Genomic DNA, 15,297 nt, shown 5'->3' on the forward strand with positions numbered 1-15,297 from the left:
GGCGCAGCCTGCGAATTCAGCAATTTTCCAGGAAAATTATCGCCATAACGCGATGGGCGGGATTGCGGCCATGAGCGGCGAAGACGATTTCCGCATCCGGCCGGGCCGCATCCGCTCGACAAGAGCCCAGCGCGCCCGACCCTTCATCGCCCAAGCGCTGGCCGCTGCTGAGCGCGCCGGCGGAGCTGTCTCCCGGAACGGGACGATCGGGGCTGGTCACCGCTCGCGGTTCGGCCGGGGCCAGCGCGCCTCCGTGCAGGCCAACCGGTTCATCACCGCGCGCTCGCGCGGCGCTGTCGTCAAGGCGCGGGTGGTCCGCCACAATGGACGCCAGGCGCCGCTCGCCACCCACCTTGGCTATCTGCGCCGGGCGGGCGTCACCCGGGACGGAGAGAAGGCCCGGCTTTTCGGCCCCGGCACTGAAGACGCCGATCCCGCGGCGTTCGCGGAGCGGTGTGCGGAGGATCGACATCATTTCCGCTTCATCGTCTCGCCCGACGACGCCTTGGAGCTGTCCGACCTCAAGGCCTTTACCCGGGATCTCGCCCAGCAGATGGAGAAGGACCTCGCAACGCGCCTCGATTGGGTCGGTGTCGATCACTGGAACACCGAGCATCCCCACGTCCACCTCATCGTCCGCGGCGTGCGCGAGGACGGCGAGAACCTCGTCATCTCGCGCGACTACATCAAGGAGGGCATGCGCGATCGGGCGCGGGATCTGATCACCCAGGAACTTGGGCCGCGCACCGATCAGGAAATCCGCCGCACCCTCGAGCGCCAGATCGGCACGGAGCGCTGGACCAACCTCGACCGGCAGCTTGCCCGTGACGCTGACCGGACCGGCGTCATCGACCTTGCGCCACATCCCGACCGGCAACCCGACGAATTCCATGCCCTCAAGGTCGGCCGTCTGCGCAAGCTGGAATCCCTCGGCCTCGCCGACCAGGTTGGTCCTGGCCAGTGGGTCATGGCGGACAAAGCCGAGCCGACCTTGCGGGAACTCGGCGAGCGCGGCGACATCATCAAACGCATTCACCGCGGCCTGACCGAACGCGGCATCAAGCGTGGCGCCGCCAGCTATGTGCTGGCGGGCGAGAGCCTGGACGTTCCCGTCATCGGCCGGCTGGTCGCTCGGGGCCTCGACGACGAGCTGAACGGCACGGCCTATGCGGTGGTCGACGGCGCCGACGGTCGCACCCACCACATCAAGCTGCCCGATCTCGACGCCGCCGGCGATGGCGCGGCGGGCTCCATCGTCGAGCTGCGCAAGTTCGATGACGCCCACGGCCGGCGCCGGGTGGCGCTGGCGGTCCGTTCCGACCTCTCGATCGAGCGGCAGGTCACCGCGACCGGTGCCACCTGGCTCGACCGCCAGGCCATCGCCCGCGAGCCGGTGGCCCTCGGCGGCGCGGGCTTCGGTGCGGAGGTGCGCGAGGCGATGTCCCGTCGCGCCGAGCACCTGATCGGACAGGGCCTCGCCGAGCGCCAGAGTCGTGGCGTCAGCTTCCAATCCAATCTGATCGAGACGCTGCGCCGGCGCGAGCTGGACGCGCTCGGCCGGCGGCTGGCCGCCGAAACCGGCCGCCCACTGACACGCGCCGGGACCGGAGAGTATGTCGCCGGGACCTACCGGCAGCGCTTCGCGCTCGCCTCTGGCCGCTTCGCCATGATCGACGACGGAATGGGATTTCAGCTCGTGCCCTGGTCGCCGTCGCTCGAAAAGCAGCTCGGCCGCCATGTCTCAGGCCTCGCGCGAGGCGACGGAGGCGTCGATTGGAGCTTCGGGCGGCAACGGGGGCTCGGGCGATAATAGACACCAATCACTCTCGTTTCAGGAGAGCGCGAGCCGACTTTCGTGCCCGCGCGTCCAGCGCCCAGGGGACTGCGTTTCGACGGCCTGCTCGACCAGCGTCCCGAGTTGGTATGCCTGATGACGCGACACCGTCGAACAAGGTTGCTCGCGCCATTCGCAAGCCGTGGCACGGCATCCGGCCAGATCAAGCCGAACCTCCGTTCCCGAGCACTCTTCAAGTCCGAATGATCCTGGCGCGGACGGTCGCCGACGGCCTCAAGGTGCGGCGGCGGATTTGAGCTTCGAAAGCGCCCGGATTTTCACACGCATGCTCGCCGGCTTCGCGGCGCCCTTCATCATTTCGCCGGTGGCCGGGTTGCGGACCAGCGTTCCGGCCCGGCGGGCCGGCACCTTGCGGAGGGTCACCTTGAGGAGGCCCGGCAAGGTGAACTCGCCAACGCCCCGCGGATGAAGGGAGCCGAGCATCACGCTCTCCAACGTGGCGTAGACGGCCGCGGCGGTCTTCCGCGGCAGATCATTCTGTTCCGCGAGGAAGTTGATCAGCGCCGCCTTCGTCATGGTCTCCTTGACCGGACGAATGGACGCGGCTTCCGGCTTGGCCCGCGTGCTTTTCGCGGCCGGCTTGCTGCTCTTCCGTGCCGCCGCCGGCTTCGTCGTCTTCGCCTTTGCCACCAAAGCTCTCCTTTGCATGAGGCGTCAAACGCCCGGATATCGAATCGAATGCGCGTCGGTGCTATCGATGCTTTGATGAAAGCGCAACATGCGCGACCTGCATCAACGCTGAAAGCCCAAGGAATTATGGGTCGGGATGCGAGTTGAGGCCACGGCCGGGCTAACACCATCACGCCCTTGTCTGTTGCTGGCCACCCGTTCTGGTTCGTCTTTGCCGACCTGCGATCGTCCTCCTTCGGCGCCGATCCGATTTCTGCGACATCCTCGCCGATTCCACGACGCGCGCACAGAAACCCTTGCGCTCTGTGGATTCCTGCCAGCTTGAGGTCGATGGTGATCGCAGGAGCTGGCATGTCGGCGACGAAGATCCTCTGGGGCCAAATCCTGCTCGTCGTCTTGATCGTGCTCTCCACAACATGGGGCGCGACCCAATGGACGGCGTGGTGCCTCGGCTTTCAGCCGCAGCTCGGCCGGCCCTGGTTCGAGCTGTTCGGCATGCCGGTCTACTATCCGCCGGCTTTCTTCTGGTGGTGGTTTTCGTTCGAGGCCTACGCGCCGCACATCTTCCTGCAAGGCGCCTACATCGCCGCCTCCGGCGGCTTCCTGTCGATCGCGGCCGCCATCGCGCTTTCGGTATGGCGGGCCCGCGAGGCATCAAGCGTGGAGACCTATGGCTCGGCGCGCTGGGCCACGGCGGCGGAAGTGACGGCCGCCGGGCTGCTCCGCCCGGACGGCGTGGTGCTCGGGAGGCTCGGCACCACCTATCTCCGCCACGATGGCCCCGAGCACGTGTTGTGCTTCGCGCCGACGCGCTCCGGCAAGGGTGTTGGCCTCGTGGTGCCAACGCTCTTGACTTGGCCGGAGAGTTCGATCGTCCACGACATCAAGGGCGAGAACTGGCAGCTCACCGCGGGCTTTCGCGCCCGGCATGGCCGCGTGCTCAAGTTCGATCCGACCGATGCGAAGTCGGCCGCCTATAATCCGCTGCTCGAGGTCCGCCGTGGCGAATGGGAGGTCCGCGATGTTCAGAACATCGCTGATATCCTGGTCGACCCCGAAGGCTCGCTGGAGAAGCGGAACCATTGGGAGAAGACCAGCCATGCCCTCCTGGTCGGCGCCATCCTCCACGTGCTCTACGCCGAAGCCGACAAGACGCTGGCCGGCGTCGCCGCGTTCCTGTCCGATCCGAAGCGCGCAATCGAGGCGACGCTGGAGGCGATGATGGCGACCGCCCATCTTGGCGCCGCCGGACCGCACCCGGTGATCGCGTCCGCCGCACGCGAGCTCCTCAACAAGTCCGACAATGAGCGCTCGGGCGTGCTGTCGACCGCGATGTCCTTCCTCGGGCTCTACCGCGACCCCGTCGTGGCGGAGGTCACCCGCCGCTGCGACTGGCGCATCACCGACCTCGTCGGCGGAGCCCGGCCGGTGACGCTCTACCTCGTGGTGCCGCCCTCCGACATTGCCCGTACCAAGCCGCTGATCCGCCTGATCCTCAACCAGATCGGCCGCCGCCTGACCGAGGACTTGAGCGCCAGGTCCGGCCGCCACCGGCTGCTGTTGATGTTGGACGAGTTTCCCGCTCTTGGCCGGCTCGACTTCTTCGAGTCGGCGCTCGCCTTCATGGCCGGCTATGGCCTCAAGAGCTTCCTGATCGCGCAGTCGCTGAACCAGATCGAGAAGGCCTATGGCCCCAACAACTCGATCCTCGACAACTGCCATGTCCGCGTCAGCTTCGCCACCAATGACGAGCGGACCGCCAAGCGCGTCTCGGACGCCCTGGGGACCGCGACCGAGATGCGGGCGATGAAGAATTACGCCGGCCATCGGCTGTCGCCCTGGCTCGGACACTTGATGGTGTCGCGTTCGGAGACCGCGCGGCCGCTGTTGACGCCCGGCGAGGTGACGCAGCTCCCGCCCACTGAGGAGATCGTGATGGTGGCGGGGACGCCGCCGATCCGGGCGACGAAGGCGCACTACTTCGAGGACGGACGGTTTCAGGAGAGAGTTCTGCCGCCGCCCATGCTCGCAAAGTCGGTGGAGACAAGGGCCGACGATTGGAGCGGCCTGCCGTTGCCGCCGCGCCCGGCGATCGAGAAGACCGTCACACAGGATCAACCGGGCGATGACGACGATCCGACCGGCTCGGAGCGTCGGCAGCAACCCGAGCTGACCAAGGCGAAAACCGTCGAGAAGAAGGCCCCGATCGATAATGAATTCGGTGCCGACTTCGCCGGCGACGAGGAAGAGGGCCGCGCCAGGATCAGCCGGATGAACCAGATCCTGCAGGGCGTCGCGCGGCAGGCCTCGCTCGATCCCAATGACCGCATGGACCTTTAGAGGCGTTGATGAAAAAACTTCCGAAGAAGCAGCGGCTGTCGGTCTATCTCGATCCGGACGTCATGAAGGCATTGGCCGACCACGCGGCACGTCGTGACCAATCGCGCTCGCTGATCGCCGAGGCGGCCATCGCGTCGTTCCTGTCGCCCGACGCCGCCGAGCGCCAGGAAGCAGCACTCACCAAGCGCCTCGATCAGCTCGACCGGCGCATGACGCGGCTGGAACGCGATCTTGGCATCTCGGTCGAGATGCTGGCGGTGTTCGTGCGCTTCTGGCTCACCACCAATCCGCCATTGCCGGAACCGGCCCAGGCCGCCGCCCGCGCTCAGGCCGCCGAGCGCTATGATGCCTTCGTCGCCACGCTCGGGCGCCGGCTCGCCACCGGGCCAAAGCTGCGCCAGGAGATTTCCGAAGACGTCGCGGGGTCCACTGGCGCGGAATAATCATCGCGCGCCGCATCGCACGTCGTCTTCAGCTCCGCCGTTCTCCTGTCTTTCCACGCCAGCGCGCGATGAGGTCTTGAGGCTTGTTGCAAGAGCCTCAAGCCTGCCTTTTCTAATCATCCCCGATCCAGGGCCGCTCGCCGAGCCAGCCCTTAAGCGACGGGGATAAGTGTGGCGGCATCGTACCGGAACTCTGAAGCCGCCTCACGCGGGGCGCGGATGTTGCGGACCGCGTTCGGCCCCGCCATCACCGGGTATCTGGAGGCCCCCGACGTCGTCGAGGTGATGCTGAACCCGGACGGGCGGCTCTGGATCGACCGATTGTCCGAAGGCCTCGCCGACACCGGCCATCGCCTATCACCGGCCGACGGCGAGCGCATCATCCGGCTGGTCGCCCACCATGTCGGCGCCGAGGTTCATTCAAGCCGCCCGCGCATCTCGGCCGAGTTGCCGGAGACCGGCGAGCGCTTCGAGGGCCTCATTCCGCCGGTGGTGGCCGCGCCGGCATTCGCCATCCGCAAGCCGGCCGTCGCGGTGTTCACCCTGGAGGACTATGCCGCCGCCGGGATCATGACCTTGGACGAGGCCGCGCTGCTGCGCTTGGCGGTGGCGGCACGCTGGAACATCCTCGTTGCCGGCGGCACCTCGACCGGCAAGACCACGTTGACCAATGCGCTCCTCGCCGAGGTCGCCAAGACCTCCGATCGCGTGGTGCTGATCGAGGATACCCGCGAGCTGCAATGCGCCGCGCCGAACCTCATCGCGCTGCGCACCAAGGACGGCGTGGCAACGCTTTCGGACTTGGTGCGATCCTCGCTGCGCCTCCGCCCCGACCGCATTCCGATCGGCGAGGTGCGTGGCGGCGAGGCGCTCGATCTCCTCAAGGCCTGGGGCACCGGCCATCCCGGCGGCATCGGCACCATCCATGCCGGCACCGCGATCGGTGCGCTGCGGCGCCTGGAGCAACTCATCCAGGAAGCCGTCATCACCGTGCCGCGCGCCCTGATCGCCGAGACCATCAACCTCATCGCCGTCCTTTCCGGCCGCGGTTCGGCACGCCGTCTTGCTGAACTCGCCGTCGTCCGAGGGCTCAGCCCCGGCGGCGACTACCTCCTCATCCCCGCAACCTCTGACCCAGGTGACCTGCCATGATCCACCGTGCCGTCCGCATTCGTCATGCCGTTGCAGCAACGATCGTCACCACGATCGTGACGCTGTCCATCCCGTCCGCAGCCCTTGCGGCCGGCTCATCGATGCCGTGGGAAGCGCCGCTGCAGAAGATCCTGGAGTCGGTGGAAGGCCCCGTCGCCAAGATCATCGCGGTGATGATCATCATCCTCACCGGCCTGACGCTGGCGTTCGGCGACACCTCGGGCGGCGCACGCAAGCTGATCCAGATCGTGTTCGGCCTGTCGATCGCGTTCGCCGCATCGAGCTTCTTTTTGTCGTTCTTCTCGTTCGGCGGCGGAGCGCTGGTGTGATGGAGACGAACGCAGCCGTTCCAGGCCTTGTCGTTCCCGTCCACCGTGCGCTGACCGAGCCGATCCTGCTCGGCGGCGCGCCGCGCGCTGTCGCAATCCTCAATGGCACGCTGGCCGCCGCGCTGGGCCTCGGCCTTCGTCTGTGGATCGCCGGGCTGCTGCTGTGGGTCATCGGCCACGCGGCCGCGGTCTGGGCAGCCAAACGCGATCCGCTGTTCGTGGAGGTGGTGCGCCGGCATCTGCGCATCCCCAGCCATCTCTCCCTCTGAGGCGGCCAAATGATGAACCTCTCCGAATATCGCGACCGCGCGACGCTCCTGGCCGACTTCCTGCCATGGGCCGCGCTGGTCGGCGATGGCGTCGTCCTCAACAAGGATGGCTCCTTCCAGCGCACCGCGCGCTTCCGCGGACCCGACCTCGACAGCGCGGTGCCAGCCGAACTGGTCGCCGTCGCCGGCCGCATCAACAATGCCTTGCGCCGTCTCGGCTCCGGCTGGGCGGTGTTCGTCGAGGCGCAGCGCCAGCCGAGCAGCTTCTATCCGAGAAGCCGGTTTCCCGATCCGGCGTCGGCCCTGGTCGACGCCGAGCGCAAGGCCGCGTTCGAGGAAGAGGGAGTCCATTTCGAGTCGAGCTATTTCCTCACGCTGCTCTATCTGCCGCCGGCCGAGGACGCCGCACGCACGGAGCGCTTTCTCTATGAGGGCCGCGATCGCGCTGAGGGCACCGACGCCCACGAGATCCTGCGCGGCTTCATCGATCGCACCAACCGCGTGCTGCACCTCATCGAGGGCTTCATGCCCGAAAGCGCCTGGCTCGATGACGCCGAGACGCTGACCTACCTCCACGCCACCATCTCGACCAAGCACCAGCGCGTCCGCGTGCCCGAAGTGCCGATCTATCTCGACGCACTCTTGGCGGATCAGCCGCTCATCGGCGGCCTCGACCCGTGCCTTGGAGAGGCACATCTGCGCGTCCTCACCATCGTCGGGTTCCCGACCGCAACCACCCCCGGCATTCTGGATGAGTTGAACCGGCTTGCCTTTGCCTATCGCTGGTCGACGCGGGCCCTGATGCTCGACAAGACCGACGCGATCAAGCTGCTGACCAAGATCCGGCGGCAATGGTTCGCCAAGAGGAAATCGATCGCCGCCATCCTGAAGGAGGTGATGACCAACGAGGCCTCCGCGCTGATCGACACCGACGCCCACAACAAGGCGATGGATGCCGACGCCGCTCTCCAGGACCTGGGCTCCGATCTGATCGGTGAGGCCTATGTGACGGCAACGGTTATCGTCTGGGACGACACCCCGAGCATCGCCGACGAGAAGCTCCGGCTCGCCGAGAAGGTGATCCAGGGCCGCGACTTCACCTGCATGGTCGAGACCCTCAACGCCGTCGAGGCCTGGCTCGGCAGTCTGCCCGGCCACGTCTACGCCAATGTCCGCCAGCCGCCGATCTCGACCCTGAACCTCGCCCATATGATCCCGCTCTCAGCGGTGTGGGCCGGCCCGGCGGAGGATGAGCACTTTGGCGGCCCGCCGCTGTTGGTCGCCCGGACCGAAGGATCGACGCCGTTCCGCTTTTCGCTTCATGTCGGCGATGTCGGTCACACCTTGGTGGTGGGCCCGACCGGCGCCGGCAAGTCGGTACTGCTGGCGCTGATGGCCCTGCAGTTCCGCCGCTACGCCGGCTCCCAGGTGTTCGCCTTCGACTTCGGCGGCTCGATCCGCGCGGCGGCGCTGGCAATGGCCGGCGACTGGTTCGACCTCGGCGGCGCGCTGTCGGAGGATGCCTCCCGCCCGGTGGCGCTCCAGCCGCTCACCTGCATCCATGATGCCGCCGAGCGCAGCTGGGCGGCGGACTGGATCGCCGCGATCCTGGCGCGCGAGACGGTGACCGTCACGCCCGAGGTCAAGGATCTTCTGTGGTCGGCGCTGACCTCGCTGGCCTCAGCTCCCGTCAATGAGCGGACGCTGACCGGCCTGTCGGTGCTGCTGCAATCGCAGTCCCTGAAACGGGCACTCCAGCCCTTTTGCCTTGGCGGACCCTACGGCCGGCTGCTCGACGCCGAAACCGAGCGGCTGGGTACAGCTTCCGTCCAGGCGTTCGAGACCGAGGGCCTGATCGGCACCGGCGCCGCGCAAGCCGTGCTCGGCTATCTGTTCCACCGCATCGAAGGCCGGCTCGATGGCCGCCCGACGCTGCTGATCATCGATGAGGGCTGGCTCGCGCTCGATGATGAGGGCTTCGCCGGCCAGCTCCGCGAATGGCTGAAGACGCTGCGCAAGAAGAACGCGTCCGTCGTGTTCGCCACCCAGTCGCTGTCCGACATCGATCACAGCGCCATCGCGCCCGCCATCATCGAGAGCTGCCCGACCCGGCTGTTCCTGCCGAACGAGCGGGCGATCGAGCCGCAGATCACCACGATCTATCGCCGCTTCGGTCTCAACGACCGCCAGATCGAGATCCTGAGCCGGGCAACGCCCAAGCGCGACTATTACTGCCAGTCGCGGCGCGGCAACCGCCTGTTCGAACTCGGCCTCGGCGACGTCGCTCTGGCCTTCACCGCCACGTCCGCCAAGTCCGATCAGGCCGCGATCGAGCGGGTTCTCACCGAGCACGGACACGACGGCTTCGCGGAAGCCTGGCTTCGCGAGCGTGGCGCCGATTGGGCCGCCGATCTCATTTCCGACCTCACCAACCTGGAGGCGCTATCGTGATGGTGCGTCAGTTCAAGCTGCGAGAGGCGCTCCTCGCGGCCGCATGCCTCGCCTCGCCCCTGTCGGCGGCGCACCTTGTTGTCGCTGCCCACGCCCAGGTCATGGTCTATGACTCGAGCAACTATGTGCAAAACGTGCTGCAGGCAGCACGCGCGCTCCAGCAGGTCAACAATCAGATCACCTCGCTGCAGAATGAGGCGCAGTCCTTGATCAATCAGGCCCGCAACCTCGCGAGCCTGCCGTATTCCTCGCTTCAGCAGCTCCAGCAATCGATCCAGCGCACCCAGCAGCTCCTCAATCAGGCGCAGCGCATCGCCTATGACGTGCGAGAAATCGATCGCGCCTTCTCCACCACCTATGGCGCGGCCTCAAGATCAGCGTCAGATCAGACGCTGATCGATGGCGCGAAGGAGCGCTGGCAGATCACGGTGGCCGGGCTGCAGGATGCCATGCGCGTTCAGGCCGGCGTCGTCGGCAATCTCGACGCCAACCGCACCCAGATGTCCGCGCTGGTGTCCTCCAGCCAGGGTGCGACCGGCGCGCTGCAGGCGGCCCAGGCCGGCAATCAGATCCTGGCGTTGCAAGCTGGCCAGCTCGCCGACCTCGCCGCCGTCATCGCCGCCCAGGGACGGGCGCAGAACTTGGAAGCCGCCCAGCGCTCAGCCGCCCAGGACCAGGCCCGCGAGCAGTTCCGCCGGTTCCTCAGCCCTGGCACGGGCTATCAGCCCGGCAACGCCAGGATGTTCCAGAACTGATGCTGATCATCGACATGACGATGCTGATCCGCGCCGGCGCGCTCGCCATGGTGGCACTGGCAGCGGTCTTCCTCACCACCACCACTGCCCGGACGGACCATGCCGCGGCGCTGGCTGAGGCGCCCGCGCCGGCGATGGTCGGCGAAGCCGCGACCTCATCCGGTCTTGTGTTCTTCGCACGGCCCACATCGGCGGGGCGCCATCTCGATGTGCGGGCGCCAAACTCCGCATCCCGCTCCTGGCGCCCAGCGCGGGGCCGGCGTCGCGGCTGCAGCAGGTGGGGCACCGGGTGCGCCACCCCGACCGACGCCAAGTCCATCGCCCTCACGCCGGAGGTCGATTGATCTCATGGGGGGCACCGGTGTCATCGACCGCTTCCTTGAGGTCTTCACCCGCTACATCGATTCCGGGTTCGGCCTGCTCAGTGGCGAAGTTGCCTTCCTCGCCACCACGCTGATCGCCATCGACGTCACGCTCGCCGCCCTGTTCTGGTCGTTTGGCACGGATGAGGATATTCTCGCCCGCCTCGTTAAGAAGACGCTGTTCGTCGGCGTCTTCGCCTACATCATCGGCAATTGGAATACGCTCGCCCGCATCGTCTTTGAGAGCTTCGCCGGGCTCGGATTGCAGGCCAGCGGCACCGGCTTCAGCGCCACCGATCTGCTCCGCCCGGGCCGCGTCGCCCAGGTCGGCCTCGATGCCGGACGACCGATCCTCGAATCGATGTCCGGCCTTCTCGGCTATATCGGCTTCTTCGAGAACTTCCCGCAGATCGCCGTCCTGCTGTTCGCCTGGGTGCTGGTGCTGTTTGCCTTCTTCATCCTCGCCATCCAGCTCTTCGTCACCCTGATCGAGTTCAAGCTGACCACGCTCGCCGGCTTCGTGCTGATTCCCTTCGGCCTGTTCGGCAAGACCGCGTTCCTCGCCGAGCGGGTGCTCGGCAATGTGGTCTCCTCCGGCGTCAAGCTGCTGGTGCTCGCCGTCATCCTCGGCATCGGCTCGACCTTGTTCGCCGAGTTCACGCGCGGCTTTGGCGGCAACCAGCCGACCATCGAGGATGCCATGGCGATCGTGCTGGCGGCACTGTCACTGCTCGGCCTTGGCATCTTCGGCCCCGGCATCGCCAGCGGCCTGATCTCGGGCGGACCGCAGCTCGGTGCTGGCGCCGCGGTCGGTGCCGGCCTCGCCGCCGGCGGCGCCGCGGCCGCGGGCGTAGCCGGGATGGGGATGGCGGCGGGCGCTGCCGGCTCCGCCGGCGGAGCACTGGCCGGGGCAGCGCGCGGCGGCGCCGCTCTTGCTGGTGGTGCCTCCACCTCCTATGGCCTCGCCTCGGCCGGACAGCGTGGCGCGGCCGGGATTGCCGCCGGCTTGAGCGGCGTGGCCAGGGCCGGCGCGGGCGCGGCGGTCCAGCCCTTGAAGCGGGCCGCGACCAAGGCCGCAGACGCCTTGCGGGCAAGCCATCGCGGCGGCGCCCGAGGTGCTGTCGCGGCCACCGGCGGCGCCATCACCGGCAGCGCGGCTGGCGATGGCGCGGCGGCTACGAGCCCGTCGTCGTCAGCCGCATCCTCTCCGCCCGCCTGGGCACAAGCCCTCAAACGCTCCCAATCCCTCAATCACGGCGCCAGCGCCGCCGCCCATGCCGTCCGCGCCGGTGACAGCCATGGCGGCGGCGCGTCCGTCAGTCTCACCGAGAAGGACCGCTGATGTTCAAAAGGCCTTCCGTCCGCTACGGCACCAACCCCGAGCCGGTGACGCCCTATCAGAAAGCCGCCCAGGTCTGGGACGATCGCATCGGATCGGCCCGCGTTCAGGCCAAGAACTGGCGGCTGATGGCCTTCGGCTCGCTCCTGCTGTCTGCCGGTCTCGCCGCAGGCCTCGTGTGGCAGTCGGCGCGCGGCACCATCGTGCCGTGGGTGGTCGAGGTCGACCGTCTCGGCGAGGCGCAGGCCATCGCGCCCGCGCAAGCCGATTATCGGCCGACCGACCCACAGATCGCCTGGCATCTGGCGCGCTTCATCGAGCAGGTCCGCTCGATCCCGGTCGACCCCATCATCGTCCGGCAGAATTGGCTGCGCGCCTATGACTTCGCCACCGATCGCGGCGCGCTTGCGCTCAACGATCATGCCCGCGCCAATGATCCCTTCGCCAAGGTCGGCAAGGTGCAGATCGCCGTCGAGGTGTCGAGCGTCATCCGCGCCTCGCCTGACAGCTTCCGCGTCGCCTGGTCCGAGCGCCGCTACGAGAACGGCCAGCTCGCCGGCACCGAGCGCTGGACCGCTATCCTCACTATCGCCGTTCAGATGCCGCGGGACGCCGAGCGTCTTCGCAAGAACCCCCTCGGCGTCTTCGTCAACGCCATCAACTGGTCGAAGGAGCTGGGTCAATGACCGCACCGCATCCGTATCGCGCAGGAGCAGGCCTTCCGGCTCCGCGGATCTGCGCACAGCCAGGACTCCGCAATCCCGGATTTACGACGTTCCGCAATCCCGTCCTTCCGGCTTTGCTGATCTCCGCCCTCACGCTGTCGGCGTGCGCCACCAACAAGCCGCCCCAGATCAGCTATGACGATCCCCAGCCCGCCGTGCTCGAAGTCGATCCGCCCGCGCCGGTGGAGGTGGTCGAGCTGCCGACGCCATTGCCGTTGCCCGGGCAGTTGAAGCCGGTCGCACCATCGAACCGAACTCCGGAACCGCGCGATCCGACCGCGCGCGTCGATAAGGCCAACGCCGCCGCACGCGTCCAGCCGGTGCGCGACGGCTTCATCAACGCCGTGCAGGTTTACCCGTTCTCCTCGGGCGCGCTCTATCAAGTCTACACCGCGCCCGGTCAGATCACCGACATCGCCCTGCAGCCGGGCGAGCAGCTCGTGGGATCCGGCCCGGTTGCCGCCGGCGACACCGTGCGCTGGATCATCGGCGACACCGAAAGCGCCACCGGCGCCGCACGCCAGATCCACATTCTGGTCAAGCCGACCCGGCCGGACCTCACCACCAACCTCGTCATCAACACCGATCGGCGCACCTATCACCTCGAGCTGCGCTCCACCGCCTCGACCTACATGGCCTCGGTGTCCTGGCAATATCCGCAGGACCAGCTCATCGCTTTGCGCCGCCAGAATGCCGCAGCTCTTGCCGCGGCCCCGGTCGCGAGCAGCGTCGACCTCTCCGCGTTGAACTTCCGCTATGCGATCGAGGGCGACACGCCGCCGTGGCGGCCGCTGCGCGCCTTCGACGACGGGCGGCAGGTCTTCATCGAGTTCCCGCGCGGCATCGGCCAGGGCGAGATGCCGCCGTTGTTCGTGGTCGGCCCCGAAGGCAACACCTCCGAACTCGTGAACTACCGGGTGCGCGGCAGCCACATCATCGTCGACCGGCTGTTTGCCGCCGCCGAATTGCGCTTCGGCTCCGAGCGCAGCCAGAGCCGCGTGCGCATCAGCCGAACCGACGGGAGGCCGGCGACGTGAGCGATGGTCTCAACGAACAGGGTACGTCGCGCCCCGGATCTGGAACCAGCAGCACGCCAGACGGCTCGATGCGGCTTCGGGCCGAGGCCCCGCGCGTCACCCGCCTGTCGCGCAAGGTGCTGGCCGGTCTTGGCGTCATCGCCGGCGCCGGCCTCGGCGGCGCGCTGATCTTCGCCCTGCAGGGACGCCATGACGCCGGCACACCCACAGAGCTGTTCTCAACCGAGCACCGCACCACGGCCGATGGCCTGCAAGGCCTGCCGCGGGATTACACCGACGTGCCACAGCTGGGCCCACCGCTGCCTGGCGATCTCGGCCGCCCGATCCTCAGCGGCCCGAATGGCGCAACGCCTGCACTCGGACCCGGGCCGCAGCCCGCGCCCGGCGTCAGCGCCGAGGAACAGCGCCAGCTTCAGGAGATGGAAGCGGCCAGGATTAGCCGGCTATTTGCCCATACCGAGACACGGGCAACGCCATCAGCTCTGCCGTCACCCCCCGCCGAAACGTCTGCTGCGATGTCTCCCGCGACATCCGCCGTCGCCCCCAATCTCGGCAGCCTTGGCCTTGCGCCACAGCCCGCAACGCCGACCGCACAGGAACGCCAGCTTGCCTTCCTCAACGCAACGGTCGATCGGCGCATCGTCGCGCCGGATCGAATGGCTACGCCGCCGTCGCCCTTTATTCTGCAGGCCGGCGCCGTCATTCCCGCCGCCCTGATCACCGGCATTCGCTCAGACCTGCCCGGGCAGATCACCGCGCAGGTCACCGAAAACGTCCATGACAGCCCGACTGGGCGCCTCCTCCTCATTCCGCAGGGAACGCGGCTGATTGGCCAGTACGACAACGCCGTTGCCTTCGGCCAGCGCCGCGTGCTGCTGGTGTGGAACCGGCTCATCCTGCCGAACGGCAAATCCATCGTGCTGGAGCGCCAGCCGGGCGCGGATGCCGAAGGCTATGCCGGGCTCGAAGACGGCGTCGACCATCATTGGTGGGACCTCGCCAAGGCGGCCGCGCTCTCGACCCTCCTCAGCGTCGGGGCGGAACTTGGCACCGACGACAATGACCGCCTGGTTCGCGCCATCCGCAACGGCGGGCAGGACACCATCAACGATGCCGGCCAGCAGATCGTCCGCCGGCAGCTCTCGGTCGCGCCGACGCTGACCATCCGGCCGGGCTTTCCCGTCCGCGTGGTCGTGACCCGCGACCTCGTGCTCGAGCCTTACGGAAATTGATGTCGTTGGAGGTTGAACCATGGCAAAATTGAAACTCGGCGCCATCACTGAGGACAAGCCGGTCAAGCTCACCGTCGAGCTTCCTGCGGCGCTGCATCGCGATCTCGTCGCTTACGCCGACATTCTCGGCCGGGAGACCGGCAAGCCCATCGGCGAACCCGCCAAGCTGATCGCCCCGATGATCGAGCGCTTCATGGCAACTGACCGCGCCTTCGCGAAGGCGCGGCGGGTCCGACCGCACGAAGCGGGCCGGCCCGAAACCCGTCGTCAGCTGCCCGCGGGCAACCCGGAGAGTGTTCCACCAGCAACGTGATGGAATGCCAGGCCGTTCGAATATCGCGGCAGGTGCCGTCGCGGGGTTGGTTGGAATTTGAGGTG

At 67.7% G+C, this 15,297-nt stretch carries 15 protein-coding genes; 14 read left to right on the plus strand and 1 reads right to left on the minus strand.

All coding sequences use genetic code 11. The features are described 5' to 3' along the window. Positions 1–70: 70 nt before the first annotated feature. Positions 71–1,810, plus strand: a complete 1,740-nt coding sequence (locus F1193_RS08600) for a relaxase/mobilization nuclease domain-containing protein (RefSeq protein WP_150097339.1) — start codon at positions 71–73, stop codon at positions 1,808–1,810. Between the two features lie 258 nt (positions 1,811–2,068). On the opposite strand, the gene F1193_RS08605 is transcribed toward F1193_RS08600, so the two are convergent. After that, entirely contained in the window at positions 2,069–2,485 is a 417-nt protein-coding gene (locus F1193_RS08605) for an HU family DNA-binding protein (protein ID WP_246164224.1), read from the minus strand. Positions 2,486–2,836: 351 nt separating this feature from the next. On the opposite strand from F1193_RS08605, the gene F1193_RS08610 reads away from it, so the two are divergent. From F1193_RS08610 to F1193_RS08670, 13 genes are all read left to right on the plus strand, one after another. Continuing rightward, positions 2,837–4,825: a conjugal transfer protein TraG gene (locus F1193_RS08610; protein WP_150097273.1), complete on the plus strand. Its 1,989-nt coding sequence runs from the start codon at positions 2,837–2,839 to the stop codon at positions 4,823–4,825. Between the two features lie 8 nt (positions 4,826–4,833). Further along, complete coding sequence (locus F1193_RS08615) at positions 4,834–5,268, plus strand: ribbon-helix-helix protein, CopG family (RefSeq protein ID WP_150097274.1); 435 nt, start codon at positions 4,834–4,836, stop codon at positions 5,266–5,268. Positions 5,269–5,487: 219 nt separating this feature from the next. Beyond that, positions 5,488–6,420: a P-type conjugative transfer ATPase TrbB gene (gene trbB, locus F1193_RS08620; RefSeq protein WP_425457225.1), complete on the plus strand. Its 933-nt coding sequence runs from the start codon at positions 5,488–5,490 to the stop codon at positions 6,418–6,420. Further along, entirely contained in the window at positions 6,417–6,749 is a 333-nt protein-coding gene (locus tag F1193_RS08625) for a TrbC/VirB2 family type IV secretion system protein (protein WP_150097276.1), read from the plus strand. Before trbB ends, F1193_RS08625 begins: the two co-directional genes overlap by 4 nt. Continuing rightward, positions 6,749–7,018 carry a VirB3 family type IV secretion system protein gene (locus tag F1193_RS08630; protein ID WP_150097277.1) on the plus strand — a complete coding sequence of 90 codons (270 nt, stop codon included), beginning with the start codon at positions 6,749–6,751 and terminating at the stop codon, positions 7,016–7,018. Before F1193_RS08625 ends, F1193_RS08630 begins: the two co-directional genes overlap by 1 nt. 9 nt (positions 7,019–7,027) lie before the next feature. Further along, positions 7,028–9,469 (plus strand): conjugal transfer protein TrbE, encoded by a 2,442-nt coding sequence (gene trbE, locus F1193_RS08635; protein ID WP_150097278.1) that lies wholly within the window; start codon positions 7,028–7,030, stop codon positions 9,467–9,469. Further along, positions 9,469–10,224 (plus strand): P-type conjugative transfer protein TrbJ, encoded by a 756-nt coding sequence (gene trbJ, locus F1193_RS08640; protein WP_150097279.1) that lies wholly within the window; start codon positions 9,469–9,471, stop codon positions 10,222–10,224. The genes trbE and trbJ overlap by 1 nt, the downstream gene beginning before the upstream one ends. Then, the gene (locus F1193_RS08645; RefSeq protein ID WP_150097280.1) at positions 10,224–10,568 is read left to right on the plus strand and encodes a hypothetical protein; all 345 of its coding nucleotides are present in this window, start codon (positions 10,224–10,226) and stop codon (positions 10,566–10,568) included. Before trbJ ends, F1193_RS08645 begins: the two co-directional genes overlap by 1 nt. 4 nt (positions 10,569–10,572) lie before the next feature. Continuing rightward, positions 10,573–11,928 carry a P-type conjugative transfer protein TrbL gene (gene trbL / locus F1193_RS08650; RefSeq protein ID WP_150097281.1) on the plus strand — a complete coding sequence of 452 codons (1,356 nt, stop codon included), beginning with the start codon at positions 10,573–10,575 and terminating at the stop codon, positions 11,926–11,928. Then, positions 11,928–12,611 (plus strand): conjugal transfer protein TrbF, encoded by a 684-nt coding sequence (trbF, locus tag F1193_RS08655; protein WP_150097282.1) that lies wholly within the window; start codon positions 11,928–11,930, stop codon positions 12,609–12,611. The genes trbL and trbF overlap by 1 nt, the downstream gene beginning before the upstream one ends. Then, positions 12,608–13,687, plus strand: a complete 1,080-nt coding sequence (gene trbG / locus F1193_RS08660) for a P-type conjugative transfer protein TrbG (protein ID WP_150097283.1) — start codon at positions 12,608–12,610, stop codon at positions 13,685–13,687. The genes trbF and trbG overlap by 4 nt, the downstream gene beginning before the upstream one ends. Positions 13,688–13,755: 68 nt before the next feature. After that, positions 13,756–14,919, plus strand: coding sequence for a TraB/TrbI/VirB10 family type IV secretion system protein (locus tag F1193_RS08665; RefSeq protein ID WP_150097340.1), 1,164 nt, complete (start codon positions 13,756–13,758; stop codon positions 14,917–14,919). A gap of 19 nt (positions 14,920–14,938) precedes the next feature. Beyond that, positions 14,939–15,232, plus strand: coding sequence for a DUF2274 domain-containing protein (locus tag F1193_RS08670; protein WP_150097284.1), 294 nt, complete (start codon positions 14,939–14,941; stop codon positions 15,230–15,232). Positions 15,233–15,297: the final 65 nt, after the last annotated feature.

The sequence above is a fragment of the Blastochloris sulfoviridis genome (assembly GCF_008630065.1).
Taxonomy (GTDB): Bacteria; Pseudomonadota; Alphaproteobacteria; order Rhizobiales; family Xanthobacteraceae; genus Blastochloris; species Blastochloris sulfoviridis.